This is a genomic window from Actinomadura sp. NAK00032 (genome assembly GCF_013364275.1).
GTDB lineage: Bacteria > Actinomycetota > Actinomycetes > Streptosporangiales > Streptosporangiaceae > Spirillospora.
The window spans coordinates 2,122,959-2,147,669 of sequence record NZ_CP054932.1 but is presented as its reverse complement, the minus strand read 5'-3'; the positions used below and the strand labels follow the sequence as shown (position 1 = coordinate 2,147,669).

General features: G+C 74.7%; 25 protein-coding genes. 9 read left to right on the top strand and 16 right to left on the bottom strand.

Features of this window, described 5'->3' with window-relative positions; genetic code table 11:
- Positions 1–83: 83 nt before the first annotated feature.
- The gene (locus tag HUT06_RS10040) at positions 84–743 is read left to right on the top strand and encodes an O-methyltransferase (RefSeq protein ID WP_176195469.1); all 660 of its coding nucleotides are present in this window, start codon (positions 84–86) and stop codon (positions 741–743) included.
- Positions 744–860: 117 nt separating this feature from the next.
- Positions 861–1,487, top strand: coding sequence for a hypothetical protein (locus tag HUT06_RS10035; protein ID WP_254715085.1), 627 nt, complete (start codon positions 861–863; stop codon positions 1,485–1,487).
- Positions 1,488–1,502: 15 nt separating this feature from the next.
- Here HUT06_RS10035 and HUT06_RS10030 read toward each other — a convergent pair whose 3' ends face one another.
- Positions 1,503–2,963, bottom strand: a complete 1,461-nt coding sequence (locus tag HUT06_RS10030; protein ID WP_176195468.1) for a M17 family metallopeptidase — start codon at positions 2,961–2,963, stop codon at positions 1,503–1,505.
- A 100-nt stretch (positions 2,964–3,063) separates the two neighbouring features.
- The gene (locus HUT06_RS10025) at positions 3,064–3,231 is read right to left on the bottom strand and encodes a DUF3117 domain-containing protein (RefSeq protein ID WP_089314488.1); all 168 of its coding nucleotides are present in this window, start codon (positions 3,229–3,231) and stop codon (positions 3,064–3,066) included.
- Between the two features lie 178 nt (positions 3,232–3,409).
- Between HUT06_RS10025 and HUT06_RS10020 the strand changes: the two genes are divergently transcribed.
- From HUT06_RS10020 to HUT06_RS10010, 3 genes are all read left to right on the top strand, one after another.
- Positions 3,410–4,195, top strand: coding sequence for an enoyl-CoA hydratase-related protein (locus HUT06_RS10020; RefSeq protein WP_176195467.1), 786 nt, complete (start codon positions 3,410–3,412; stop codon positions 4,193–4,195).
- Between the two features lie 96 nt (positions 4,196–4,291).
- A complete protein-coding gene (locus HUT06_RS10015) occupies positions 4,292–5,056 on the top strand; it encodes an ABC transporter ATP-binding protein (protein WP_176195466.1) in 765 nt (254 codons plus the stop codon).
- 5 nt (positions 5,057–5,061) lie between these two features.
- Positions 5,062–7,647, top strand: coding sequence for an FtsX-like permease family protein (locus HUT06_RS10010; RefSeq protein WP_176195465.1), 2,586 nt, complete (start codon positions 5,062–5,064; stop codon positions 7,645–7,647).
- 24 nt (positions 7,648–7,671) lie between these two features.
- Here the strand turns inward: HUT06_RS10010 and HUT06_RS10005 are convergent, their stop codons facing one another.
- The 3 genes from HUT06_RS10005 to HUT06_RS09995 are packed head-to-tail and all read right to left on the bottom strand — an operon-like array spanning position 7,672 to position 9,107.
- Positions 7,672–8,247, bottom strand: a complete 576-nt coding sequence (locus HUT06_RS10005) for a DNA-3-methyladenine glycosylase I (protein ID WP_176195464.1) — start codon at positions 8,245–8,247, stop codon at positions 7,672–7,674.
- 15 nt (positions 8,248–8,262) lie between these two features.
- On the bottom strand, positions 8,263–8,691 hold the full coding sequence (locus tag HUT06_RS10000; protein ID WP_176195463.1) for an SRPBCC family protein: 429 nt from the start codon (positions 8,689–8,691) through the stop codon (positions 8,263–8,265).
- Positions 8,688–9,107, bottom strand: a complete 420-nt coding sequence (locus tag HUT06_RS09995; protein ID WP_176195462.1) for a hypothetical protein — start codon at positions 9,105–9,107, stop codon at positions 8,688–8,690. The genes HUT06_RS10000 and HUT06_RS09995 overlap by 4 nt, the downstream gene beginning before the upstream one ends.
- Positions 9,108–9,173: 66 nt before the next feature.
- Between HUT06_RS09995 and HUT06_RS09990 the strand changes: the two genes are divergently transcribed.
- Positions 9,174–9,491: a hypothetical protein gene (locus HUT06_RS09990; RefSeq protein ID WP_176195461.1), complete on the top strand. Its 318-nt coding sequence runs from the start codon at positions 9,174–9,176 to the stop codon at positions 9,489–9,491.
- Positions 9,492–9,518: 27 nt separating this feature from the next.
- Here HUT06_RS09990 and HUT06_RS09985 read toward each other — a convergent pair whose 3' ends face one another.
- From HUT06_RS09985 to HUT06_RS09960, 6 genes are all read right to left on the bottom strand, one after another.
- Positions 9,519–10,835 carry an alkaline phosphatase PhoX gene (locus HUT06_RS09985; protein ID WP_176195460.1) on the bottom strand — a complete coding sequence of 439 codons (1,317 nt, stop codon included), beginning with the start codon at positions 10,833–10,835 and terminating at the stop codon, positions 9,519–9,521.
- Between the two features lie 107 nt (positions 10,836–10,942).
- A complete protein-coding gene (locus tag HUT06_RS09980; RefSeq protein WP_176195459.1) occupies positions 10,943–12,433 on the bottom strand; it encodes a CoA-acylating methylmalonate-semialdehyde dehydrogenase in 1,491 nt (496 codons plus the stop codon).
- A gap of 20 nt (positions 12,434–12,453) precedes the next feature.
- Positions 12,454–14,310, bottom strand: coding sequence for a 3D-(3,5/4)-trihydroxycyclohexane-1,2-dione acylhydrolase (decyclizing) (gene iolD, locus HUT06_RS09975; RefSeq protein WP_176195458.1), 1,857 nt, complete (start codon positions 14,308–14,310; stop codon positions 12,454–12,456).
- Entirely contained in the window at positions 14,307–15,167 is an 861-nt protein-coding gene (locus HUT06_RS09970; RefSeq protein ID WP_176201267.1) for an aldolase, read from the bottom strand. Before HUT06_RS09970 ends, iolD begins: the two co-directional genes overlap by 4 nt.
- A gap of 41 nt (positions 15,168–15,208) precedes the next feature.
- On the bottom strand, positions 15,209–16,162 hold the full coding sequence (gene iolC, locus HUT06_RS09965) for a 5-dehydro-2-deoxygluconokinase (protein ID WP_176195457.1): 954 nt from the start codon (positions 16,160–16,162) through the stop codon (positions 15,209–15,211).
- Entirely contained in the window at positions 16,159–17,040 is an 882-nt protein-coding gene (locus tag HUT06_RS09960) for a TIM barrel protein (protein WP_176195456.1), read from the bottom strand. The genes iolC and HUT06_RS09960 overlap by 4 nt, the downstream gene beginning before the upstream one ends.
- A 166-nt stretch (positions 17,041–17,206) precedes the next feature.
- Here HUT06_RS09960 and HUT06_RS09955 point away from each other — a divergent pair, with 166 nt between their 5' ends.
- From HUT06_RS09955 to HUT06_RS09945, 3 genes are all read left to right on the top strand, one after another.
- A complete protein-coding gene (locus tag HUT06_RS09955) occupies positions 17,207–17,944 on the top strand; it encodes a GntR family transcriptional regulator (protein ID WP_176195455.1) in 738 nt (245 codons plus the stop codon).
- Between the two features lie 125 nt (positions 17,945–18,069).
- Complete coding sequence (locus HUT06_RS09950) at positions 18,070–19,419, top strand: phytase (RefSeq protein ID WP_176195454.1); 1,350 nt, start codon at positions 18,070–18,072, stop codon at positions 19,417–19,419.
- An 85-nt stretch (positions 19,420–19,504) separates the two neighbouring features.
- On the top strand, positions 19,505–20,434 hold the full coding sequence (locus HUT06_RS09945) for a LacI family DNA-binding transcriptional regulator (RefSeq protein WP_217711265.1): 930 nt from the start codon (positions 19,505–19,507) through the stop codon (positions 20,432–20,434).
- On the opposite strand, the gene HUT06_RS09940 is transcribed toward HUT06_RS09945, so the two are convergent.
- Genes HUT06_RS09940 through HUT06_RS09920 form a run of 5 tightly spaced genes read right to left on the bottom strand, consistent with a single transcriptional unit; the run spans position 20,424 to position 24,709 of the window.
- Entirely contained in the window at positions 20,424–21,146 is a 723-nt protein-coding gene (locus HUT06_RS09940; RefSeq protein ID WP_176195453.1) for an MBL fold metallo-hydrolase, read from the bottom strand. The genes HUT06_RS09945 and HUT06_RS09940 overlap by 11 nt on opposite strands.
- Positions 21,143–21,961 (bottom strand): Cof-type HAD-IIB family hydrolase, encoded by an 819-nt coding sequence (locus HUT06_RS09935; protein WP_176195452.1) that lies wholly within the window; start codon positions 21,959–21,961, stop codon positions 21,143–21,145. The genes HUT06_RS09940 and HUT06_RS09935 overlap by 4 nt, the downstream gene beginning before the upstream one ends.
- Positions 21,958–22,800 (bottom strand): inositol monophosphatase family protein, encoded by an 843-nt coding sequence (locus tag HUT06_RS09930; protein WP_176195451.1) that lies wholly within the window; start codon positions 22,798–22,800, stop codon positions 21,958–21,960. The genes HUT06_RS09935 and HUT06_RS09930 overlap by 4 nt, the downstream gene beginning before the upstream one ends.
- Positions 22,797–23,582 (bottom strand): HAD family hydrolase, encoded by a 786-nt coding sequence (locus HUT06_RS09925; protein WP_254715084.1) that lies wholly within the window; start codon positions 23,580–23,582, stop codon positions 22,797–22,799. Before HUT06_RS09925 ends, HUT06_RS09930 begins: the two co-directional genes overlap by 4 nt.
- Positions 23,579–24,709 carry an ABC transporter ATP-binding protein gene (locus HUT06_RS09920; RefSeq protein WP_176195450.1) on the bottom strand — a complete coding sequence of 377 codons (1,131 nt, stop codon included), beginning with the start codon at positions 24,707–24,709 and terminating at the stop codon, positions 23,579–23,581. Before HUT06_RS09920 ends, HUT06_RS09925 begins: the two co-directional genes overlap by 4 nt.
- Positions 24,710–24,711: the final 2 nt, after the last annotated feature.

The following is a 24,711-nucleotide window of genomic DNA, read 5'->3' as shown; positions in this document are numbered from 1 at the left end:
GCGTGCTTCTGCTTTCACTCGTTACAACGCGCGGAAACTCCGGTCGGTTCCCTGTCAACGATATGGTCTTTCCAGCATGAGGCATGCGGGGGTCCCGCGAGGAGGCAGCCATCGACGCCATTCAGGCCACCCGGGCCTACGTGGAGGATTTCCTCCCCGAAGACGAACCGCTGCGCGCCGCCCGGCGGCGCGGCGCGGAGGTCGGCGCGACGCCGATCGGCCCGGCCGGCGGCGCGGCGCTGCGCTTCCTCGCGACGCTGCTCGGCGCCCGGACGGTCGTCGAGGTCGGCTCCGGCTGCGGGGTCTCCGGCGTCTGGCTGATGCGCGGGATGCCCAAGGACGCGGTGCTGACGAGCGTGGACATCGAGCCCGAGAACCAGCGGCTGGCGAAGATCGCCTACCGCGAGGCGGGGCTGTCCGGCTTCCGCACCCGGATGATCACCGGCCCGGCGCTGGAGGTGCTGCCCCGGCTCACCGACGGCGCCTACGACATGGTCTTCTGCGACGCCGACAAGCGGGAGTACCCCGAGTACCTGACGGACGCGCTGCGCCTGCTCCGCCCCGGCGGCGCGGTCGCGTTCGACAACGCGCTGTGGCACGACCGGGTCGCCGACTCCGCCGTCCGCGACCCCGACACCGAGGCGATCCGCGAGGTGCACCGCATGATCCGCGAGGACGAGCGCCTCGTCCCCCTCCTGATCCCGGTCGGCGACGGCCTTCTGTGCGCGGTGAAGCGCGGCTGACCGATGCCTGGAGCGGAGCTCCAGCGGAGCGGAGGGCAGCGGTCAGCCCCATCGGGGGTCTGGGGGTCGCCCCCAGGCAATGACACGGCGGGTTGGGCTCCCCTGAAAGGACGACCGATGGCGGCAGACGATCAGGTTGTGGAGGCGGCCGAGACGCGCGAGCTGTTCTCGGTGCGCGACCGGGTGACGTGGCGCGGGGTCTGGCAGCTGGTGGCGTTCGCGATCCTGTTCGCGGCGTCCGTGGCGTTCGTCACGGGCGGCGCGGTGCGCGGGACGAGCGTGGCCGGCGTCACCTTCATGGTGCTCGGCGCGACGGGGATCGCGCTGTTCGGGGCGGGCCTGCTGGTGTCGGCGGGCGCGATGCTGGCGCGCCGTCCCGTGCTGGAGCTGGACGGCGACGCGGTGCGGCGCCCGGCGCGCTGGCCGCTGCCGCGCTCGGCCGGGCGGTCGCTGCCGTGGGACGAGGTGGCCGCGATCGCGGCGCTGCGGCGGGGCGTGCCAGGCACCCGGCGGGGCGAGCAGGACTACGTGGTGTTCCTGCCGACCGCGGAGCTGGCCGAGATGGCGCGCACGTCGGAGCGGCCGGCCCTGGTGGCGCTGACGATGCGGGACGTGCCCGCGACGGCGGCGGCCGCGCCGTGGTGCTTCGCCGTGGAGGCGGGCTGGGACGCGGCGCTCCCCGAGATCGTCAAGGAGGCCCGGCGGCGGCGCCGCGTCCCGGTGGTGGACCGCCGGACGAAGTGACCGGCGGCCCGCCGGTCAGGCCGTCAGCCAGTCGAGCAGCAGCCGGACGCCGTAGCCGGTCGCGCCGCGGGTGATCTCGGCGTCGTCGGCGGTGGCGCGGCCCGGGCCGGCGATGTCGAGGTGCGCCCAGGGGCGGTCGCCCGCGAACTCGCGCAGGAACAGCGCGGCCGTGGTGGCGCCGGCGCCGTAGCCGCCGCGCCCGATGTTGGCGACGTCGGCGAGGTCGGAGTCGATCGCGGCGCGGTAGTCGGCCGTCAGCGGCATCCGCCACACCGGCTCGCCCGCCGCCGTCCCGGCCCGGGTGAGCGCGGCGGCGAGGTCGTCGTCGGTGGCGAACAGCGCCGCGTGCCGCAGGCCGAGCGCGACCTTCGCGGCGCCGGTGAGGGTCGCGACGTCCACGACGGCGTCGGGGGCGAGTTCGGCGGCGGCGTAGGCGAGCGCGTCGGCGAGGACGAGCCGGCCCTCGGCGTCGGCGTTCAGCATCTCGGAGGTCTTTCCGCCGAAGTGGGTGATCACGTCGCCGGGGCGCATCGACGACCCGGACGGCATGTTCTCCGCCGCGGCGACCAGGCCGGTGACGCGGGCGCGGACGCCGAGGCCGCGCAGCGCGCTCATGACGGCGATGACCGCGGCGCCGCCGGCCATGTCGGTCTTCATCGTCTTCATGCCCTCGTTCGGCTTCAGCGAAAGGCCGCCGCTGTCGAACGTGATGCCCTTGCCGACGAGGACGATGTGCCGGCCTACGGGCTCGTCCGGCACGTAGGAGAGCTCGATCAGCCGGGGCGGGCGGGCGGACCCGGAGCCGACGGCGAGCAGCCCGCCGAAGCCGCCCTCGGCCAGCTCCTTCTCACCGCGGACCCGGACGGTGAGCCCGGCCTCGGCGGCGGCCTGCTCGGCCCGCGCCGCGAGCCAGGACGGGTCCTTCTCGGCGGCGGGCGTGTTGGTGAGGTCGCGGGCCAGCGCGGTCGCCCGCGCCCGCGCGGTGCCGCGCTCGATCGCCGGGGCGTCGGCCGCGGGCCCGGCCTCGGTCAGCACGGCGAGGGTGCCGAGCGCCTTCCGGGCGGGCGGCGCGCCGATCTTGAACTCGTAGGACGCGAGCAGCGCGCCCTCGACGAACGCGGCGAGGTCGCCGGCGGGCACGCCGGCGACGAGCGCCGCGCGGCCCCTGCCGCGGCGGGCCAGCGCGGCCCCGGCCCTGCGCAGGTCGGCCGGGGCCGCGTCGCCCACCCCGTACAGCAGCAGCTCCCGGACCTGGTCTCCGATGCGGACCTGGGTCGCGGTGATCTCGCCCGGCTCGCCCTTGGCCTTGTGCAGCGCGAGCAGTTCGTCCAGCGTGAAGGGCAGCGCCCCGGCGACCTCGGCCGCGGGCGCGACGGGGCCCTTGCGGACCGGTACCGCCACCGCCTCGGCGCCGAGGTCGGCGGCCGTCTGCGACACGGTGCCGCCGGCGCCCTGGACGCGGGTCTCGATGGGCATGGTGCTGGTCCCCCTGATCTGGACGTTCGCGTGCGGAAATGGCAAGGGCCCCGGCGTCGTCGCCGGGACCGTCACCAGAAAGGGCGGGAGCGGTGCGCCGTCAGCCCACGACGCCCTTGATCGCCTCGCCGAGCTCCTTGGCCTCGTCGGCGGAGAGCTCGACCACGAGGCGGCCCCCGCCTTCGAGGGGGACCCGCATGACGATTCCGCGTCCCTCCTTGGTCACTTCGAGCGGACCGTCTCCCGTCCGCGGCTTCATCGCCGCCATGCGTGCTTCCCCTTCCTGCGTCAGGGCCGCGGCCTCGCACACCGTTGGCCGCGTGGCCGCGTGTCGCATCCGCGTCATCAGTAGTGGTCCATTATCTCGTCTTCCGGGCGCGAAGTGGTAACGATCAGCCTCCAGATCGGAAGATGGGAAGATCTGCGGGAGAACCGGGAGGACGCTGATGTCTGAGACCGTGCTGTACGACGTGACCGACGGTGTGGGGACCATCACACTCAACCGCCCCGACGGGATGAACTCGCTGACGGCCGAGATGAAGGAGCTGCTGCGCGCGACGGTGGTGCGCGCCGCCGCCGACCAGGCGGCCCGCGCGGTGGTGCTCACCGGCGCGGGACGGGCCTTCTGCGCGGGCCAGGACCTGCGGGAGCACGCCGACAACCTCGCCGCCGGGAAGGGGCTGGACGGCACCGTCCGCGAGCACTACAACCCGATCGTGCTGGCGCTGGCCGGGATGCGCAAACCCGTGGTGGCGGCGGTGAACGGCGTCGCGGCGGGCGCGGGCGCGGCGCTGGCGTTCGCCTGCGACCTGGTCGTCGCGTCCGACAAGGCGCGCTTCGCGACCGCGTTCACCGGGATCGGCCTCGCGCCCGACAGCGGCATGTCGTGGACGCTGCAGCGCCTCGTCGGCCGCGCGAAGGCGGCCGAGCTGCTGCTGCTCGGCGAGCCGGTGAAGGCCGAGCAGGCGCTGGAGCTGGGCCTGGTGAACCGGGTCGTCCCGGCGGACGAGCTGGCCCCGGCGGCGGTGGAGCTGGCTCGGCGGCTCGCGGCCGGGCCGACGGTCGCCTACGGGGCGGTGAAGGCGGCCCTCGACCACGCGGCGACCCACGACCTGGCATCCGCGCTGGAGCGGGAGGCGGAGCTGCAGGACGAGTGCGCCGACACCGAGGACCACCGCAACGCGACCGAGGCGTTCCTGAAGAAGCAGCAGCCGGCGTTCGAAGGCCGCTGAGGGTCCGAGGGCCGCTGGAGGTAGGGCCTTCCCCCGCATCGACTGGGGAGGCTCCGCCAATGTGCCCGAGGGGGCGCGGGCGGTTGTCTTGAGGGCATGACCCAGACATCCGCCGCACCCCCTGCCGGGCAGCTCCACGACCATGTCGCCGCGGCCCGCGACCTCGTCAAGTCCTACGGGGCGGGCGAGCACGCGGTGACCGCGCTGCGCGGTGTCTCGGCGGCGTTCCCGCGCGGCCGGTTCACCGCGATCATGGGGCCGTCCGGCTCCGGCAAGTCGACGTTCCTGCACTGCCTGGCCGGGCTCGACACGGTCACCTCCGGCTCGGTGCTGATCGGGGACGTGGACATCACCAGGCTGTCGCGGACCCGGCTGACCAAGCTGCGCCGCGACCGGCTCGGGTTCGTGTTCCAGTCGTTCAACCTGCTGCCGATGCTGACGGCGGAGGAGAACATCCGGCTGACCGGGCGGCTCGGGAACCGGCGCGCCGACCGCGAGTGGTTCGACACGATCGTGGACGCGCTCGGGCTGCGCGGGCGCCTCGCGCACCGGCCGAGCGAGCTGTCGGGCGGGCAGCAGCAGCGGGTCGCGGTCGCGCGGGCGCTGCTGACCCGGCCGGAGGTGCTGTTCGCCGACGAGCCGACCGGCAACCTCGACTCCCGGTCGGGCGCCGAGGTGCTGGGGTTCCTGCGCCGCGCGGTGGACGCCTACGGCCAGACGGTGATCATGGTGACGCACGACCCGGGGGCCGCCGCGCACGCCGACCGGGTGCTGTTCCTCGCCGACGGCATGATCGTGCGCGAGCTGCACTCCCCCACCATCGACCAGGTGCACGACGTGATGCGCCGGATGGAGGGCTGAGCGCCATGTGGCTGATCGCGCGCCGCTCCTTCGCCGAGGGCTGGATGCGGATGGCCGCCACGCTGCTGGCGGCGGCGTTCTCGATCGGGCTGATCGCGGGGTCGCTGCAGTTCACGCTGCGGGCGCAGGAGGCGGTGTCGGGCAGCGACGCCAGCGAGTACGCCCGCTCCGACGTGCTCGTCCTGGGCGGCTCGGTGGACACCGACGACCCGTACGCGACGCCGGACGGCCAGGTCGCGCTGAGCAAGGTCGCGGGGCGGCCGGGCGTGGCGGCGGTCGCCGGGGACGCGATGGTCCCGGTGACCGCGCACGGGTCCGGCGGCAAGGCGATCCTGCCGCCCGCCGGGGCCGGGACGACGCTGCGGCCGTGGACGTCCGACCAGCGGCTCAACCCGTACCACCTGGAGTCGGGCCGGGCGCCCGCCGCGGACGGCGAGGTCGCCGTGACCCGGCATGTGGCGCGGGCCGGGAAGCTCGACGTGGGCGACCCGGTCCGGGTGCTGCTGCCGAAGCAGAGCCGCACCCTGAAGCTCGTCGGGATCGTGACCGTGCAGGACCACAGCTCCGTCGCGAGCGGCGACCTGCTGCTGGCGCCGCCCGCGACCGTCCAGGCGGCGGCGGGCCTGCCGGCCGGCACCTGGCAGGGCGTGTGGGTGAAGGCCGCGCCGGGCGTCGCGCCCGCGAAGCTCCGCAAGGACCTGGCCCGCGCCCTCGGGCAGGACGTCACCGTCCGCACCGCGAAGGGCGTCCGCGACGCCCAGTCGGCCGACCTGCAGTCGGCGGGCGCGTCGATCGGCGGCGCCATCGGCATGGTCTCGTCCGTCGCGGTGTTCGTCGGGCTGTTCGTCGTGGCGAACACCTTCGGCACCCTCGTCCGGCAGCGGACGCGGCGGCTGGCGCTGCTCAGCGCGATCGGCGCGACGCCCCGCCAGATCAAGCGGCTGATCCGGTGGGAGGCGCTGGCGCTCGGCCTGGTCGGGTCGGCCGGCGGCGTGGTGCTCGGCTATCCGGTGTCGGCGCTGCTCACCCGGCTGTTCGCCGACGACGGCTTCGACATCTCCGCGGCGGACGTGCAGTTCGGCTGGGTCGCGCTCGCGATCCCGGCCGCGGCCGGGATCGTCGTCACCCAGCTCGCGGCGTGGCGGGCCGCACGGCGCGCGGCGCGCGTCTCCCCCATGCAGGCGCTGCGCGCGGCGAGCACCGACACGCCCGGCCGCGCCCGGGGGCGGGTGATCGGCGCGCTCGCGATCTTCGCATGCGCGTGGATCTTCTTCGGCGGCGTCTTCGGGATCAGGTACGAGGAGCCGCCCGGCCCGGAGCGCACCATCGGCGTCTGCGTCATGGTCCTGCTGGGCTGCATGACGACGGTCGCGGCGCTCGCCGTCCTCGCCCCGTTCTTCGTCGGCCCCCTCGGCGGCCTGGTCGGCCGGATCGGGACGGCCGTCAGCGGCGAGGCCGGGCGGCTCGCCCGCGCCACCATCACCCGCAGCCCGCGCCGGGTGTCGTCGGCCGCGTCGTCGCTGATGCTGGGCGTGGCGCTGGTCGGCGCGACCGCGCTGACCGTCCTGTCGGCGGACGCGCGGTTCGCCGAGACCGGCGACCGGGTGATGCGGGCCGAGCACGCGATCGCGGCGACCGGCGCGACGTCCGGCGGCCCGGCGCCGCTGCCCCGCGACGCGGCGGCCAAGGCCGCGGCCGTGCCCGGCGTGTCCACCGCGGCCGCGCTGACGGCCTCGCAGATCAAGCTCGTCTCACCGCCGCCGAAGCGGCCGTCGCCGGAGGAGCCGCCACTGCCCGTCTACCTGGCGGTGACGGGCGCCGACCAGCGGGCGCTGCCGGAGGTGCTGAGGCTCGGCGGGCGCCTGCCCCGCCTCGGGGACGGCGAGATCGCCCTGACCTCCACGGTGATGAAGGGCCAGAAGATCAAGAAGGGGCAGCAGATCGTCGTGCGCGGGGCGCAGGGCCGCGTGCCGCTGACGGTCGCCGCCGCCTACCACGACCCGTCGCACCTGTTCGCCGACCAGGCGCTGGTGTCGGCGGCGACCATGGACAAGCTCGACCCGGACGCGCCCGCCCAGGTCGTCCTCGCGCGGGGCGGCTCCGAGCGGGACCTCGCCCGCGCGTTCGCCGGCACGCCCGGCGTCGAGGTGCTCGGCAAGGGCGCCTACATCGACCTGGCCAAGGGGTCGATGACCAGCGGGCTGACGGTCGTCTACGGGTTCATCGGCATGGCGCTCGTCCTCGCGCTGTTCGGGATGGCGACCACCGTCTCGATGAGCGTCGGCGAGCGGACCCGCGAGTTCGGGCTGCTCGGCGCGGTCGGCGCGACGGTCGCGCAGATCAGGGCGATCGTCCGCTGGGAGGCCGCGACCGTCGTGCTGCTCGGCGGGCTCCTCGGCCTCGGGACGGCGTTCGGCAGCGTGTTCCTGATGTACGTCGCGACGGGCAGCTCGTTCCTCGCGCCGAACCCGCCGTGGTGGCTGTTCCCGGCCGTCATCGCGGGCGCGGCGGCGGTCGCCCTGGCGACGTCGGCGCTCCCGGCCCGCCGGGCCGCCGAGGTGCCGCTGCTGGAGGCGGCGAAGTCGGAGTAGCGGGCCGGGCACCGGCGCGGCGGCCTACCGGTAGGCGCCGTGCCGGTGGCAGCCGGTGAGGTGGTCGTCGACGAGGCCGCACGCCTGCATCAGGGCGTAGGCGGTGGTGGGGCCGACGAAGCGGAAGCCGTGCTTCTTCAGCTCCTTGGAGAGGGCCTTCGAGGCGTCGGTGTAGGCGGGGACGTCGGCCGTGTCGGTGTAGGCCGGGGAGGCGGGGTCGGCATGGCGCCAGGCGGTCGCGGCGAGGCCGCCGGGAAGGTCGAGGGCGGCGCGGGCGTTGCCGACCGCCGCCTCGATCTTCGCCCGGTTCCGGACGATGGACGCGTCGCCCATCAGGCGCTCGACGTCGTCCGGGCCGAACCCGGCGACCTTCTCCGGGTCGAAGCCGCAGAACGCGGCGCGGAAGTTCGCGCGCTTGCGCAGGATCGTCAGCCACGACAGGCCCGACTGGAACGCCTCCAGGCAGAGCCGCTCGTAGAGGCCCTGGTCGTCGCGGACGGGGCGGCCCCACTCGCCGTCGTGGTAGGCGATGTAGTCGGGTGTCGACAGCCCCCACGGGCAGCGTCCCCGCCCGTCCTCGCCGATGATCGCGGTGCTCACGCGCCCCGTTCTACCTCACGCCTCCGACAGAACGGCCAGGCGGCGCAGCCCGAGGCCCAGGAACGCCTTCACGACCGGGCCCGCGACCAGCCAGCCGGCGCGGCCCAGCGGGCCGAGCGGGAGGTCGACGCGCTCCGCCCAGACGACGCGGCTGCCCGTCCCCTCCGGGACGACCTTGAACCACGCCTCGCCGCGCACGACGCGGCCGGTGTGCCGGACGGCGACGCGCCGGCCCTCCCGCCAGTCGGTGATGACCATGGTGTCGACGAACCCGACCGGGCCGACGCCCGTGCGCGCCCTGATCTCGTCGCCGGCCTTGGTGCCGCCCTCGGCGGTGGTGAACGGCATCCACTCGGCGTGCCGCGGCCAGTCGGTGAGGATCTCGAAGACCCGCTCGGGCGGCGCCGCGGACACGGCCTCGGCGTGGACGGCGACTGCGCTCATCGGTGGTCCTCCCCCGGTTCGTCCTCCGCCGGGACGGTCTCCTTGCGGAGCACGACCTGCTCGGCGGGCTCCTCCAGGCCGTGCAGGGCGCCGATCGGCGGCGTGTCGTCGCCGGCGCGCCGGCGCAGGTCGCCGAGCTGGCGTTCGAGGTCGGCCACCCGGGCGTCGCGCTCGCGCAGGGCCTCGGTGAGGCGGTGGACGGCCTCGTCCGTCACCTGCATCTGGTAGCCCCAGATCGTGGCGGGAAACCTGATCCGGGCGCCGGCCGGGAGGATCGGACGGCCCTCGGTGTCCAGCCTGAGCGGCGCGTAGTCCGGATGGGTCTCGGCGAGTTCGCCGCCCCGCCCCATGGCGAGCACGACGACGGCGCCCAGCACGGCCAGGCCGACCAGGACGAGCACCACGGTGACCATCACGCTCCGATCTGCCTGCGTCCCTGTGAAGGACGATCCCCGGACTCCGATCGTGCCACGCTTGGCGGCATGAGCATGCAACGGCGGATGGTCCTTCCACCGGACGCACCGGTTCCGAGCGGTGCCGTGGACGCGGGTACGGCGCCCCCCGCGAGCCGGGTGGAGCGGCTCGCCGCCTCCGGGGGAGCCGTGCTCGTCACGCTGGAGACGGACGCGCGGGAGCCCGATCCCGGGCTGCTCGCCGCAGCGTCCGTCTACGCGTGGCTGGGTGCGGCGTGGTTCCGGGTGCCGGAGTCCCAGGCGGACGGGATGCGCCAGGTACTGGACATGGTGGCGTCCATCGAGGGCACCCGGCCTCCGGCGGTGGCCCGCCGGGGCCTCGCCTGACCCCGGCGGCCCCGAGGCCGGCCCCGGCTAGCCGCGGAGCCGGTGCCAGGGGCCCGTGATGGCGTACGTCGCGCCCGGGTCCGACTGGCGGTTGGCGAACAGGGTGCGGCCGTCCGGGGAGAACGTGACACCGGTGAACTCGCTGCCGTTGAGGGCGTTGCGCGCCATCGCGAACGGCTTGTTCTTGCGGGTGGTGCCGACGAGGTACTGCTCGCCGTCGCCGTCCTCGGCCAGGATCACGCCGCCGCCGTACGGGGAGACGGTGATGTTGTCGGGCCCGTCGAACCGGCCGCCCGGCTTGAAGATCAGCTGGAGCTCGATCACGTTGCGGCGCGGGTCGTAGGTCCAGACCTGCCCGGCGTGGTCGCGGGCGGCGCCGTCCTCGGAGTTGGAGAAGCTCGCGACGAAGTACGCCTTGCCGTGCCCCCACCAGCAGCCTTCGAGCTTCTGGCTCCGGGTGACCGTGTCGAACTGCTTGCGGACGGAGGTCTTGCGCGCCGACGGGTCCGGGACGTCCAGCCACTCGACGCGCAGCCGGGTGCCGGGCTCGGTGACGAGGGACAGGTCCTCGACGCCGCGGACGTTCATCGCCTCCAGCTTCCCGCCCCGCATGTAGGCGTGGTAGCCGCCGTGGTGGGCGCGGGGCCGGAACCGGTAGAACAGCCCGAACGGCCCGGACGCGTCCTCGGTGAGGTAGGCGGTGAGGGTGTGCGGGTCGACGGCCACGGCCTCGTGGGCGAAGCGGCCGAGGCCGGTCAGCGGGACGGGCTCGGTGCGGCGGCCGTTCGGGTCGACCTCGAACACCCAGCCGTGGCTCTTGGTCTCGCCCTTGACGCCCTCGGTCTCCTCGCAGGTCAGCCAGGTGCCCCACGGGGTGCGGCCGCCGGCGCAGTTCACCGCCGTCCCGGCGAGGCTGACGTACTGCGACAGCAGGTTGCCGCGGCTGTCCACCTCCAGGGTGGTGGTGCCGCCGTTGACGGCCGGGTCGTAGGTCAGCTCGGGGCGGCCGACCGCGCGGGTGCCGTTGGTGCCCTGCTCGTGGTTGCGCACCAGCCGGGTGCGGCCGTGGCGGCTGCCGGGGAAGGTGGCCATCCCGTCGTGGTGGCCGGGCACGACGACGCCCTCGGAGATGGGGTCGCCTTCCACCGACAGCTCCTTGTAGTGGAAGCCCCTGGGCAGGTCCAGGACGCCCTTGGGGTCGGGGATGAGCGGGCCGTAGCCGAACGCCTCACCGGTGTCGGCGCCCGCGGAGGTCTGGAAGATTCCCTCCAGGCTTCCGGCGAGGGCGATGGACAGCGCGCCGGCCGCGCCGCCCTTGACGACTCCGCGACGGGTCACGGACATGGGGGACTCCTTCACGTAAGGGGATCACGCGGGAGCCTGGTCGCCGTCCCTGAACCGCCGGTGAACGATCATCGGCCGGCCGGCAAAACCCCAGGACAATCTCCGGGTCAGTGTGCCGTGGGAAAGGCCATGGAGGCGGTTTCGGACGGCCCGGAGGGCGCGGACGGCTCCGGCCAGCGCGACGTGACGGCCTTCGCCCGGGTGTAGAACCGGACGCCCTCGGGCCCGTGGACGTGGGTGTCGCCGAACAGCGACGCCTTCCAGCCGCCGAAGGAGTAGAACGCCATCGGCACCGGGACCGGGACGTTGATCCCGATCATCCCGACGTGCACCGACCGCTGGAACCGCCGCGCCGCCGCGCCGGACGAGGTGAACACCGCCGTGCCGTTGCCGTAGGGGTTGGCGTTGACCAGCGCGACCGCCTCGTCCAGGGTCGCGGCGCGCAGCACGGCCAGCACCGGCCCGAAGATCTCCTCGGTGTAGGCGGGCATGTCGGTGGTGACGCCGTCCAGCAGGCAGGGGCCGACGAAGAAGCCGGGGCCGGGCAGGTCGCGGCCGTCCACGACGAGCTTGGCGCCGGCGCGCTCGGCGTCGGCGACGCGCCCGCCGACCCGCTCCCGCGCCGCCGCGCTGATCAGCGGGCCCATCTCGCTGGCCGGGTCGGCGCCGGGCCCGACCGTGATCGCGCGGGCCCGGTCGGCGAGCCGCTCGATCAGCGGGTCGGCGGCGTCCCCGACGGCGACCGCCACCGAGATCGCCATGCAGCGCTGCCCGGCCGACCCGTAGGCGGCCGAGGTGATCTGGTCGGCGGCGAGGTCGAGGTCGGCGTCGGGCAGCACGACCGCGTGGTTCTTGGCACCGCCGAGGGCCTGCACGCGCTTGCCGGCGGTGCTCGCCGCCTCGTGCACGTGCCGGGCGACGGGCGTGGACCCGACGAACGACACCGCCGCGACGCCCGGGTGCGCGATGAGCGCGTCGGCGGTCTCGGCGTCGCCGTGCAGCACGTTGAACACCCCGTCCGGCAGGCCCGCCTCGGCGTACAGCTCGGCGACCAGGTTCGACGCGGACGGGACGCGCTCGCTCGGCTTCAGCACGAACGCGTTGCCGCAGGCGATCGCGATCGGGTGCATCCACAGCGGCACCATGACCGGGAAGTTGAACGGGACGATGCCCGCGCACACCCCGAGCGGCTCCCGGAACGAGAACGCGTCCACGCCGGTCGACACCTGGTCGGAGTACTCGCCCTTGAGCAGCTGCGGGATCCCGCACGCGAACTCGACGACCTCGCGGCCCCGGACGACCTCGCCGCGCGCGTCGTCCAGCACCTTGCCGTGCTCGGCGGTGATCAGCCGGGCCAGCTCGTCCTCGTGCCGCTCCAGCAGGTCGCGCAGCGCGAACATGATCCGCGCCCGCCGGGTGAGGGACACCTCCCGCCATGTCGCGAAGGCGCGGGAGGCGGCGCCGACGGCGGCGTCCACCTCGGCCCGGCGGCCCAGCACGACCTCTCCGGTCTGCTGCCCGGTCGCGGGGTCGTGCACGGGCGCCGCGGTGCTCCCGCCGACCGGGACACCGCCGATCCGGTGCTGAATCGAGCGCATGGGGGTTCCTTTCAGGGGTTTCAGAGGTGGTGGCGCTGGGTCTTCTTGGCGTCGTCGTAGCGGGCGCGGGCCCGCGCGGTGGACTCCAGCGCGGAGACCTCGGCGACGGGGACGTCCCACCACGCCTCGCCGTCCGGGGCGGGGGCGAGCGGGTCGGTCTCGACGTGGACGACGGTGGTGCGCGGCGACGCGACCGCCGCGCGCAGCGCGTCCCGGAACCCGTCGACGCCCTCGGCGCGGAGCACGTCGGCGCCGAGGCTGGCGGCGTTCGCGGCGAGGTCCACGGGCAGGACGTCGCCGTCCAGCCCGGTGCCGGTGCGGGCCCGGTAGCGGGTGCCGAACCGCTCGGCGCCGACACTCTCGGACAGGTTCCCGATGGAGGCGTAGCCGCGGTTCTCGATGAGGACGACGACGAGCTTGACGCCCTCGGCGACGGCCGTGGCCAGCTCCTGCGCCATCATCAGGTACGAGCCGTCGCCGACGAGGACGAACACCTCGCGGTCGGGGGCGGCCATCTTCACGCCGAGGCCGCCGGCGATCTCGTAGCCCATGCAGGAGTAGCCGTACTCGACGTGGTAGCCCTTCGGGTCCCGCGTCCGCCACAGCCTGTGCAGGTCGCCGGGCATGGACCCGGCCGCGCAGACGACCACGTCGCGGGGGCCGGACAGCTCGTTGACGGCGCCGATGACGGCGGCCTGCGCGGGGAGCCCGTCGCGGCGGGCGCCGAACGCCCCGTCGACGACGGCGTTCCACCGCTCGGCGAGCTCCCGGGTCTTCGCGCGGTACGAGTCCGGGACCGAGTGGCCGTCGAGCGCGGCGCCGAGGGCCCGCAGCGCCTCGCCGGCGTCGGCGACGACCGCCGTCCCGGCGAGCTTGAGCGCGTCGGGACGGGCGACGTTGATGTTGACGAACCGGACGCCCGGGTCGGCGAACAGGCTGTGCGAAGCGGTCGTGAAGTCGCTGTAGCGGGTGCCGATGCCGACGACGGCGTCGGCTTCGCGGGCGAGCGCGTTCGCGGCCGTGGTGCCGGTCGCGCCGACCGCGCCGACCGAGCACTCGTGGTCCCACGGCAGGGCGCCCTTGCCCGCCTGCGTCTCGGCGACCGGGATGCCCGTCCGCTCGGCGAAGGCGCGCAGTTCGTCGGTGGCCCGCGAGTAGATGACGCCGCCGCCGGCGACGATGAGCGGGCGCTCGGCCGACCGGAGGACGGCCGCCGCCTCCTCGATCGCGGCCGGTTCGGGGACGGGCCGCGGGATGCGCCACACCCGGCGGGCGAACAGCTCGTCCGGCCAGTCGTACGCCTCCGCCTGGACGTCCTGCGGCAGCGCGAGCGTGACGGCGCCGGTCTCGGCCGGGTCGGTCAGGACGCGCATGGCCGCGAGCAGCGCGCTGGGCAGCTGCTCCGGGCGGTTGATGCGGTCCCAGTACTTCGACACCGGCTTGAAGCAGTCGTTGACCGACACGTCATAGGACCGCGCGTCCTCCAGCTCTTGCAGGACGGGGTTGGCGGCACGGGTCGCGAAGATGTCGCCGGGCAGAAGCAGCACCGGCAGCCGGTTGATGGTCGCCAGCGCGGCACCGGTCACCATGTTGGTCGCGCCGGGCCCGATGGACGTCGTGCAGGCGAACGTGGACAGCCGGTCGTTCATCCGGGCGTAGCCGGACGCCGTGTGCACCATCGCCTGCTCGTTGCGGGCCATGTAGTACGGGAAGTCGTCGGCGTGCTCCAGCAGCGCCTGGCCGAGCCCGGCGACGTTGCCGTGCCCGAAGATCCCGAAGCATCCGGCGAAGAAGCGCCGCTCTTCGCCGTCCCGCTCGCTGTGCTGGGCCGCCAGGAAGCGGATGACCGCCTGGCCCACGGTGAGTCTCGTACTCATATGACCTCCACTGCTGCGTCCACGGCTCCGGCCACATCGCCGTCGGCAGGGTAAAGAAGGGAGCGGCCGACGACCAGGCCCCGCACGGTCGGCAGCCGCATCGCGCGGCGCCAGCCGTCGCGGGCGGCGCGCGGGTCGGCCGACACCTCGCCGCCCAGCAGCAGCGCGGGCAGCGTGGAGGCGGCCATGACGCGCTCCATGTCCGGGACGACGGGGACCTTCAGCCAGGTGCGCGCGGAGGTCGTGCCGAGCCCGGACGCGATCGCGATCGCGCGGATCATCGCCTCGGGGCTGAGGTCGTTGCGGACGCGGCCGTCCACCCGGCGGGCGATGAACGGCTCCACCATCGCCATCAGCCCGTGCCCGGCGAGCGCCGACACCGCGCGGGCGCAGTTCTCCAGGGTGCGCGGGGTCGCCGGGTCGTCGTCGTCCACGCGCAGCAGCACCTTGCCGCCGTCGAGCCGGGACGCGGCGATCCCGTCGGCGCTGTAGGCGGTGAACCGGTCGTCGATCTCGAACGCGGAGCCGGCGAGGCCGCCCCGGTTCATCGAGCCGACCACCACCTTGCCGTCGAGTGCACCGAGGAGCAGCAGGTCCTCGGCGACGTCGGGGGTGGCGAGCACGCCGTCCACGCCGGGGCGCTCCAGCGCCGTGCACAGCCGGTCGAGCAGCTCGCCGCGGTCGGCCATCGCGAGCGGGTCGCCGCCGGCGGCGAGCGCGCCACGCGCCGGGTGGTCGGCGGCGATCAGCATCAGCCGCCCGGTGGCGCCGAGCAGCGCGGGGCGCCGGGTGCGGCGGGCGGCGGCCTCGGCGACGGCCGCGGGGCGGACGGCGCGGGTCTCGGCGAGCGCCGCGATCCGCCCGGCCCGCGACCCGGCCGGGGACTCGGTGTCGAGGGTCACGGGGCCACCGCCGGCTCCGCGGACCCGGCGACCTCGGCGGTCGTCGGCATGGCGGCCGAGCAGGCGAGCCGGGACGCGACGATCGCGCCGGCCCGGTTGGCGAACGCCAGCACGCGGGCGAGGTCCCAGCCGGCGAGCAGCCCGTGGCAGAGGGCGCCGCCGAACGCGTCGCCGGCGCCGAGGCCGTTGACGACCTCGACCGGCAGCGCGGGCGCGGCGGCGGTCTCGCCGCCGGCCGCGACGGCGAGGACGCCGTCCGGGCCGCGCTTGACGACCGCGAGGCGGACGCCCCGGTCGAGCAGCGCGCGGGCTGCCCGCTCCGGGTCGCTCTCGCCCACGGCCATCTCGCATTCGGCGAGGTTGCCGACGGCGACCGTGGCGTGTTCGAGGGCCTCCCCCGCCCAGCGCCGCGCCTCCGCCGGGGACTCCCAGAACATCGGGCGGTAGTCAAGGTCGAGGACGGTGAGGCCGTCGCGGCGGCGCAGGCCCAGCGCGGCGAGCGTCGCCGTGCGGGACGGCTCGGCGCACAGCCCGGTCACCGTCGTCCACAGCACTCCGGCGGCCTCGATCGCGGGACGGTCCAGCTCGTCCGCGCGGATCTCCAGGTCGGGGGCCTTCGGGAAGCGGTAGAAGTACAGCGGGAAGTCGTCGGGCGGGAACAGCTCGCAGAAGGTGACGGGCGTCGGCAGGCCGGGGACGTCGGCGACGTAGCGGGCGTCCACGCCGTACTCGGCGAGGGCGCGGCGGACGAACCGGCCGAACGGGTCGGCGCCGGTGCGGGTGATGACGGCGGCGCGGCGGCCGTGCCGGGCGGCGGCGACCGCGACGTTGGTGGCGCTGCCGCCGAGGAACCGGGCGAACGTCTCGACCTCGTCCAGCCGGGCGCCGGTCTGGAGCGGGTACAGGTCAACGCCGACGCGGCCCATCGTGATGACGTCGAAGGCGGTCATGCGGGGATCCCGGCGAGGAAGTCGACGCAGGCGCGGACGTCGGCCACTGGGCCGGCGCCGGGCGCGGGCTCCGCGTCGATGATCATGTCCTGTTCGAGCACGTACCAGCCGTCGTACCCGGCGCCTTCGAGGGAGCGGATGATCCCGGCGATGTCGATGTCGCCCGCGCCGAGCGGGCGGTAGATGCCGGCGCGGACGGCGTCGGTGTACGGGGTCGCGCCGGTCCGGACGGCGGCGGCGAGCGCGGCGTCGACGTCCTTGAGGTGGACGTGCGCGATCCGGCGGGGCGCGCGCGCGGCGAGGTCCCCCGGGTCGGTGCCGCCGATGAGCAGGTGCCCGGTGTCGAGGCAGAGCGGGATCGCCGATCCGTCCAGGACGCGGTCGACCTCGTCGGACCGTTCCACCATCGTCCCGACGTGCGGGTGCAGCACCGCGCGGACGCCGGCGTCGGCCGCGACCGCGTCGATCCGGTCGAGGTTGCCGAGCAGCGCCGCCCAGCCGGCGGCGTCGAGCGCGGGGCGCTCGTCGTAGCCGTCCAGGCCGGTCACGGCCGCCAGCACCAGCGTCAGGCCATCATTGGAGCGTTCCACCCCGAACCCGGACAGAATCCTCCGTACCTCGGGCAGCGGGTCGCGGTCCGGGTCGTGCAGCACGACCGGCGCGAAACCCCCCACCGGGCGCAGCCCGTACTCGGCGAGCAGCGCCGCGCGCTCGGTGGCCCCGGCCGGCAGGAAGCCGTCCGGCCCGAACTCGGCGGCGGCCAGCCCGAGGTCGCGCATCTCCGCCAGCACCCGCGCGGGCGCCAACTGGTGGCCCCAGCCCGGTACCTCGCACACCCCCCACGAGATCGGGGCTCCCGCGACACGATCCTTGATCATCAGCTCACCATCTCTCCGGGAACGTGCTCCGGCCGGTCGTGGCACCGGCCCCGCCGAGTCTGCTGAAGGTCAGGACGGGATGTCAATAGTTTGTTAGGACATTATGAGGTAATAAGTTAAACACACAGATCGAGGTACGATCGTCCCGCACGAGAGGAGACGATGGGTGTACCGACCGCGCGTGACCGTGGACCGCAGCAGCCCCGTGCCGCTGTACTACCAGCTCGCCCAGCAGCTGGAGGCGGCGATCCGGGACGGTGAGCTGGCGCCCGGCACCCGGCTGGAGAACGAGGTCGAGCTGGCCGACCGGTGCGGGCTGTCCCGCCCGACCGTCCGGCAGGCCATCCAGCACCTGGTGGACCGGGGGCTCCTCGTGCGCAAGCGGGGCGTCGGCACGCAGGTCGTGCGGTCGGAGATCCGCCGCCCGATCGAGCTGACCAGCCTGCACGACGACCTGGCGGCGGCCGGCCGGGAGCCGCGCACCCGCGTGCTGGAGCTCGGCCCCGTCCCCGCCGACGACAAGGTGGCCAAGGAGCTCGGCGTCCCGCCCGGCTCCGAGGTCGTCCGGATGCGCCGCATCCGCTGCACCGGCGAGGAGCCGCTCGCCCTGCTCACCAACTACCTGCCCGTCGACCTGATGAAGGTGACCGAGGCCGACCTCGCCGAGCACGGCCTGTACGAGCTGCTCCGCGCGACCGGCATCAACCTGCGCATCGCGAACCAGACCATCGGCGCCCGCGGCGCGACGGCGGCCGAGGCCCGGCTGCTGGACGAGCGGCGCGGCGTCCCGCTGCTGACCATGAACCGCACCGCCTACGACGACAAGGGCGTCGCGATCGAGTACGGCTGCCACGTGTACCGCGCGGACCGCTACTCGTTCGCGCTCACCCTCGTGGAGCGGTAGCCGCCGGGCGGCGGCCCGCCGGACGCCGGCTGAAATCCTCGTGATCAATTAGAGCGCTCTATTGAATTAGAGCGCTCTAACGCTTACCGTGCAGGCATCCCCCTTCGCGCATCAGGAGGAACCCGATGCACCTGAGACCCACCCCCAAGGGCGTCCGGCTGGCGGCCGCCGCCACCGGCGCCGTGCTCGCCGCCGCCGTGCTGTCGGCCGCCCCGGCCGCCGCCGACGGCGACGAGCTCGCCCAGGTCCGCGCGGCCCTGGAGACCCCGCCGAACTACGACGACGAGGCGGGCGGCAACGCCAACGCCGACGACCCCGCGATCTGGAGCCACCCGAGCGACCGCGGCGGCGACCTCGTCGTCGCGACCCTCAAGGAGGGCGGCCTCGTCGTGTACGACGCCGCCGGCACGGAGATGCAGCGGATCGCCGCGCCCGCCCCGCCCCGCCCCGGCGACGAGGCCGGCCGGTTCAACAACGTCGACCTGATCTACGGCTTCCAACTCGGCAGCCGAAAGGTCGACCTCGCGGTCGTCTCCGACCGCGGCCGCGACACCGTCCGCACCTACGCGATCGACCCGCGGGCGGCCGTCCGGCACCAGGCGCCCCTCACCGACGTCACCGACCCGTCGGCGCCGCTCGTCTTCTCCTCCTCCCTCGACGAGGTCAACGACCAGGCCACGGCCTACGGGCTCGCGTCCTGGAGCGACTCGCACGGCGGCGGCTACGTCGCGCTCAGCCGCCGGCACACCTCCCGGCTCGGCCTCGTCCGCCTCCAGGTCACCAGCGCCGGCAAGATCAGCTACCGGCACGTCCGCGACCTGGACCTGCCGACCTCGTTCCCGGTGCCCGGCGGCACCTGGACGCCCTGCGAGGACCCGGGCGAGGGCCCGCAGGTCGAGGGCATGGTCGCCGACCCCGAGAACGACGCGCTCTACGCCGCGCAGGAGGACGTCGGCATCTGGCGCATCCCGATGGACGGCGGCCGGCCGCAGCTCATCGACAAGGTCAAGGAGTACGGCGTCCCCGCCACCTACAACCCCGAGACCGAGGAGTGCGACCCGAGCGGGCCCGACCCGGGCGTGGGCGGCACCCACCTCACCGCCGACGCCGAGGGCCTGTCGATCTACCGGCAGGACGACGGCGAGGGCTACCTGATCGCCTCCAGCCAGGGCGACAACACCTTCGTCGTCTACGACCGCGAGGACCCGGGCGACTACATCGGCCGGTTCCGCGTCGCCCCCGGCACCACCGTGGACGGCTCCGAGGTCTGCGACGGCGCGATGGTGACCAGCGCCCCGATCGGCGGCTTCCGCAACGGCCTGCTGGTCGTCCACGACGGCGTCAACACCCCCGACGCGGTGGACGGCAACGGCGAGGTCCGCGAGAACACCAACTTCAAGTTCGTCGACTGGAAGGATGTCGCCGAGCCCCTCGACCTGGACATCACCCCGGGCGACTGGGACCCCCGAGACTGACCTGACCTGACCCGACCGCACCGGACGCGAGTCGCCGCCATGCCTCCCCATGGCGGCGGCTCGCCCCGTCTATGGAGATCACGACATGGCCCACCCGACCCTGGAGGACGTCGCCGCGCGCGCGGGTGTGTCCCGCGCGCTGGTGTCGCTGGTGATGCGCGGCTCCCCCAAGGTCGGCAGGGAGCGCCGGAAGGCGGTCCTCGAAGCGGCCAGTGAGCTCGGCTACCGGCCGAACATGATGGCCCGCGGCCTCGCCGCGGGCCGGACCGGCATCGTCGGGGTCCTGCTCGCCGACCTGCACGACCCCCGGGACGCGGCGGTCCACGACGGGCTCGCCGACGAGGCGCCGCGCGGCGACGTCCGGCTGCTGGTGTCCACGGGGCGCGGCCGTCCCGCCCGCGAGGCGGCCGCGCTGGACGACCTGCTCGACCTCCGCCCGGACGGCGTGGTCCTGGTCGGCCCGCGGATCCCGGCCGCCGGCATCGACCGCGCCGCCGCGGGCTGCCCGGTCGCCGTGGTCGGGCGCTCCGTCCGCTCGGGCCGCGTCGACTGCGTGACGGGCGACGACGCGGCGGCGGTGGCGCAGGCCGTCGAGCATCTGAAGGCCCTCGGGCACCACGGCATCGTCTGCCTGGACGCGGGGGCGCGCCCGTCCCCGCTGCGCCGTACGTGCGAGGCCGCCGGGCTGACGGCCGTGACCGGTGTGGACGAGCTGCCGGCGTCCGCCACCGCCGTGCTCGCGCTCGGCGACACGACCGGCACGGCGGCGCTGACCGCCCTCCTGCGGGCCGGGAGACGCGTCCCCGAGGACGTGTCGCTGATCGTCCACGGTGATCCGCCCGGCGCGCTGAGCGCCCGGGTCACGACGGTCGCCGCCCCCGCCGCCGAGCTCGGCCGCCTCGCCATGGCGGCGCTGCTGGACCGGATCCGCGACGGCGTCTCGGCGGAGCCGCGCCGTCTGACCGTCCCTCCCCGGCTGCACGAGCGCGCCACCACCGCCCCGGTCAGGCGATGAGGCGAAGCCCGGTGGCCGCCAGGGTGAGCGGCCCGTCGTAAGCCTGCCTCGCCTCGGCCAGCGCGGCGTGCGGGTCGGCCCAGGGCCGCAGATGGGTGAGGACGAGCTGCCCCGCGTCCGCCTGCTTCGCCAGATCCCCCGCCTGGGCCGGGGTCAGGTGCGCCTCGGCTGCGCCGGGGGTCTCCACGGACGCGGCGGCCTCGCAGAGCAGGACGTCGGTGCCGCGCGCCAGCTCCAGCAGTTCCGGGCATTCGCCCGAGTCGCCGGAGTAGGTGAGGGCGCGCGAGCCGGCCGTCACGCGGACGGCCAGCGCCGGGACCGAGTGCCGCACCGGGGCGGTCTCCACCGTGAACGGCCCGAGGCTCATCGGGCCCGGCGCGGAGTCCAACCAGCGCAGGGCGCCGGCGTAGGAGGGCGGGAGGCCGAGGCGGCCGGCGGTTCCGGCGGGGGCCAGGACCGGGAGCGGCGCCGGGTGCCCGCGCCGGTCCCGGACGTAGGCGAGGGGCGCCAGGTCCGCGTAGTGGTCGCGGTGCGGGTGGCTGATGACCGCGGCGTCGATCGCGCACGGGTCGGCGAAGCGCTGCAGCGGGCCGAGCGCGCCCGTCCCGGCGTCCAGCAGGAGCCGGAAGCCGGCGTGCTCCAGCAGGTAGCAGGAGCACGCGGCGTCCGGCCCCGGGACGGTCCCCGCGCAGCCGATGACGGTCAGGATCACGGCAGCACGCGGGAGACGAGGTCGGCGACCGCGCCCTCCGCGCAGGCGGCGACCACGATGTCGGCGGCGGCGCGGACGGGCTCGGCGCCGTCCCCGACCGCGGCGCCGAGCCCGGCGACCTGGATCATGTCCAGGTCGTTCGGGTTGTCGCCGATCGCGGCGATCTCGGAGAGCGCCACGCCGCGGGCGGCGGCCAGCTCGCGCAGCGCCGCGCCCTTCGTCGCGCCCGCCGGGAGGGCCTCCAGGTAGGTGCTCTCCGAACGCATGAGGGTGACGCCCTCCACGTTCGCCGACACCATCGCCTCGGCGGGGTCCATCAGCTCGGGGCGGTCGCAGATCATCATGACCTTGGTGATGTCGTCGAGCGGCAGGTCGCCCCAGGCGCCGACGCGGTCGAGCGTGATGCCGTCCCGCTCGGCGTACTCGCGCAGCGCCGGGCTGACGGAGACCACGTGGGCGCGGCCGCCGCTGAACGCCACCGGCCACACGCCCTCGGGCAGGGAGCCGAACAGCATCGTCAGCTGCGCCCAGGTGGCCACGCCCAGGCAGCGGCGATGCAGGACGGCGCCGGTGCTCAGGTCGACCACGCGGGCCCCGTTGTAGAGGATCGCGGGGGTGGTGAGGCCGAGCGCCCGGTAGTACGGGAGCGCGGCGGCCTCGCTGCGGCCGGTGGCGATGACGACCGTGCCGCCCGCGTCCATGAAGCGGCGCAGCGCGGCGAGGCTCGACTCGACGATCTCCCTGTCGCGGCGGACGAGCGTTCCGTCCAGGTCGGTGACGATCCAGTCGACCGTGCGGATGCCGGTGGTGCTCATGCCCCGCTCCCCGGCGCCGGCAGGCCGGCCACCTCGACCATGACGGAGCCGGCGAGGTCGAAACCGCCGACGTGCGCCAGGTAGCCGGGCGCCTCGTGGTCGGGGGCGCCGGGCTCGCCGCCGAGCGGCAGGTACGTGCCGCCCGCCTGCCGGACCAGCAGCAGCGCCGCGGTCACGTCCCAGGCGTTGATGGACGGGTCGTAGGCGACGTCGGTCCAGCCGGCGGCGACGTGCGCGAGGGTGAGCGCGGCGCTGCCGGGGCGGCGCAGCGTGGCGAACGCGTCGACCATCTGCCCGAAGCGGCGCAGCGCCCCCTCCCGGTCGGCCTCCAGCTCGCGCGCGTTGGGGTAGGACGTGGCGACGACGGCGGTCGCGTCGCGGCCCGCCCCGCGGCTCTCGATCCGCTCGCCATCGCAGGTCGCGCCGCCGAGCGACGCGCTGAACATCTCGTCCCGCACCGGGTCGTACACCGCGCCCGCGACGACCTCGCCGCCCGCGACGGCGCCGATGGACACGCAGAAGAACGGCAGGCCGACCGCGAAGTTCGCGGTGCCGTCGATGGGGTCGACGTACCAGCGGATGTCGCCGTCCGCGCCCTGCTCTCCGCCCTCCCCGCCCTCCTCGCCCACGACGACGCTGCCGGGGGTCTCCTTGGCGAGCACCTCCCGGATGGTCTCCTCCGCCGCGCGGTCGTGCTCGGTGACGGGGTCGTGCATGTCGCGCTTGGTGTCGACCTCGGGACGCGAGCGGAACGCCGTCCGCAGCCGGTCCCCCGTGGCCCGAGCGGCGAGCTCGGCGATCCCGGCCAGTTCCCGCGAGGCGGGCACATCGACGTTCATCCGTCTCCTTCGATGGCGTTGGTGAGCAGTTCGAGCAGGCCGTGGCCGTCGTCCACGACCGCGTCGGGGCGGCAGCGGACCTCGTACGGCACGTCGTAGGTCCCGCCGGCGACCATCAGCACGTTCCCGCCGACGCCCGCGCGATGCCCGCAGAGCACGTCGCGGTCGAAGTTGTCGCCCGCGTACCAGGCGTCGCCCGGCTCGACGCCGAGCGCGCGGGTCGCGATCCAGATCATCTCCGGGTTGGGTTTGCGCACGCCGGCCTCGTCGCTGTAGACCTCCAGCGCCAGCTTCTCCGCCAGACCCGTCGCGGCGGTGAAGTTCCGGTGGACGGCGGCCGACAGCGAGTTGCTGACGACGGCGCACGGGATGCCGTGCTCCTCGGCGGCGTCCAGCAGTTCGGGAATGCCCGGCCTGATGCGGCGCTCCTGCCGCAGCTCCCCCATCCGCCGGCACAGCGGCGTCGCGTGCGCGACGACCAGCTGCCGGGCGGCCGCGGGCCAGTCGGCGGCGACGTAGTCGCCCCAGAACCCGGTGTGGGTCATCTCGGCCGGCGCGTACGGCCGCGACATCGCGTCCTTCCAGCACTTGTCGGCCGCGACGCCCGCCTTGATGTCGGTCTCGACGGCGGTGACGTCCAGCTCGTCGCAGCCGGCGCGGACGAGGGCGGCGTGCACCTCCTTCGCCAGCGCCGCCGACCAGCCCTCGCGGCGGGACGTCTCGACCAGCACCCCGCCGAAGTCCAGCAGGAGGGCGCGGGGCCTGCGCATCCGCGCGTTCACGAAGCCGCCTTTCCGACGGGCGCGTTGGCCTCGTCCCAGGCGCCCATGCGGGCGCCGTCGTCGGCGAACAGGTGCAGCCGGCCCGGCCGCGTCCAGCAGGTCAGCCGGTCGCCGGGGCCGGCCTCCGGGTCCTCGTGGGTGACGGCGAACAGCTCGGTGTCCAGGACGCGGAGCTGCACCGTCCAGCTCGCGCCGGTCGGCAGGACGGTCTCGACGACGGCCTCGTCCGACCAGGCGGTGTCCGGGACGTCGTTCTTCGACCGGACCAGCCGGAGCGCCTCCGGCCGGACGCCGACGCAGCCCGGCGACCCGATGCCGCGCTTCTCCGCGAACCGGAGCAGCGACCCGGCGAGCCCCTCCGGCTCACTCCCGATCGGGACGATGTTCATGGGCGGGCTTCCTACGAACTCTGCGACGAAGCGGTTGCCCGGTCGCTCGTACATCTCCATGGGCGGTGCCACCTGCTGCAGCTCTCCCTCCGACATGACCGCGATGTGCGTGGCCATCGTCATGGCCTCCATCTGATCATGCGTGACGAAGACGACGGTCGCCCCGGTCTCGTCGTGGATGCGCTTCAGCTCGGTCCGCATCTCCAGCCGGAGCCGCGCGTCGAGGTTGGACAGCGGCTCGTCCAGCAGCAGGACGTCGGGGTCGACGGCGAGCATGCGGGCCAGCGCGACGCGCTGCTGCTGCCCGCCCGACAGCTGGGACGGGTACCGGTCCATGCAGTCGGCGACGTGGACCTTCTCCAGGGCCTCCTCCGCGCGGGCCTTGCGCTGCTCGGCCGGGACCTTGCGCATCCGCAGCCCGAACTCGGTGTTGCCGCGCACGGTGAGGTGCGGCCAGAGCGCGTAGTTCTGGAAGACGAGCCCCATGTCGCGCTTCTCCGGCGGGACGTACACGCCGCGCTCCACCGAGTCCAGGACGCGGTCGCCGACGGCGATCTCACCGAGGGTCGGCTGCTCCAGCCCGGCGATCATGCGCAGGGTGGTGGTCTTGCCGCAGCCGGACGGGCCGAGCAGGCAGGTGAACGAGCCGTCCGGGATGGTGAGGTCCAGGTCCTTCACCGCCGGACGGGTGCCGCCGGGATAGGTCTTGACCACTCCGCTGAGGGTGATGGCCGGCATGA

Bases quoted from the DNA above. Each gene is read 5' to 3' on its own strand.
- HUT06_RS09920 (WP_176195450.1), bottom strand. From the start codon at position 24,709: ATGCCGGCCATCACCCTCAGCGGAGTGGTCAAGACCTATCCCGGCGGC.
- HUT06_RS09930 (WP_176195451.1), bottom strand. From the start codon at position 22,800: ATGAACGTCGATGTGCCCGCCTCGCGGGAACTGGCCGGGATCGCCGAG.
- HUT06_RS09945 (WP_217711265.1), top strand. From the start codon at position 19,505: ATGGCCCACCCGACCCTGGAGGACGTCGCCGCGCGCGCGGGTGTGTCC.
- HUT06_RS10000 (WP_176195463.1), bottom strand. From the start codon at position 8,691: ATGAGCGCAGTCGCCGTCCACGCCGAGGCCGTGTCCGCGGCGCCGCCC.
- HUT06_RS10015 (WP_176195466.1), top strand. From the start codon at position 4,292: ATGACCCAGACATCCGCCGCACCCCCTGCCGGGCAGCTCCACGACCAT.
- HUT06_RS09935 (WP_176195452.1), bottom strand. From the start codon at position 21,961: ATGAGCACCACCGGCATCCGCACGGTCGACTGGATCGTCACCGACCTG.
- iolC (WP_176195457.1), bottom strand. From the start codon at position 16,162: ATGACCGCCTTCGACGTCATCACGATGGGCCGCGTCGGCGTTGACCTG.
- HUT06_RS10020 (WP_176195467.1), top strand. From the start codon at position 3,410: ATGTCTGAGACCGTGCTGTACGACGTGACCGACGGTGTGGGGACCATC.
- HUT06_RS10025 (WP_089314488.1), bottom strand. From the start codon at position 3,231: ATGGCGGCGATGAAGCCGCGGACGGGAGACGGTCCGCTCGAAGTGACC.
- HUT06_RS09990 (WP_176195461.1), top strand. From the start codon at position 9,174: ATGAGCATGCAACGGCGGATGGTCCTTCCACCGGACGCACCGGTTCCG.
- HUT06_RS09960 (WP_176195456.1), bottom strand. From the start codon at position 17,040: ATGATCAAGGATCGTGTCGCGGGAGCCCCGATCTCGTGGGGGGTGTGC.
- HUT06_RS09985 (WP_176195460.1), bottom strand. From the start codon at position 10,835: ATGTCCGTGACCCGTCGCGGAGTCGTCAAGGGCGGCGCGGCCGGCGCG.
- HUT06_RS10030 (WP_176195468.1), bottom strand. From the start codon at position 2,963: ATGCCCATCGAGACCCGCGTCCAGGGCGCCGGCGGCACCGTGTCGCAG.
- HUT06_RS10010 (WP_176195465.1), top strand. From the start codon at position 5,062: ATGTGGCTGATCGCGCGCCGCTCCTTCGCCGAGGGCTGGATGCGGATG.
- iolD (WP_176195458.1), bottom strand. From the start codon at position 14,310: ATGAGTACGAGACTCACCGTGGGCCAGGCGGTCATCCGCTTCCTGGCG.
- HUT06_RS10035 (WP_254715085.1), top strand. From the start codon at position 861: ATGGCGGCAGACGATCAGGTTGTGGAGGCGGCCGAGACGCGCGAGCTG.
- HUT06_RS10040 (WP_176195469.1), top strand. From the start codon at position 84: ATGCGGGGGTCCCGCGAGGAGGCAGCCATCGACGCCATTCAGGCCACC.
- HUT06_RS09950 (WP_176195454.1), top strand. From the start codon at position 18,070: ATGCACCTGAGACCCACCCCCAAGGGCGTCCGGCTGGCGGCCGCCGCC.
- HUT06_RS09980 (WP_176195459.1), bottom strand. From the start codon at position 12,433: ATGCGCTCGATTCAGCACCGGATCGGCGGTGTCCCGGTCGGCGGGAGC.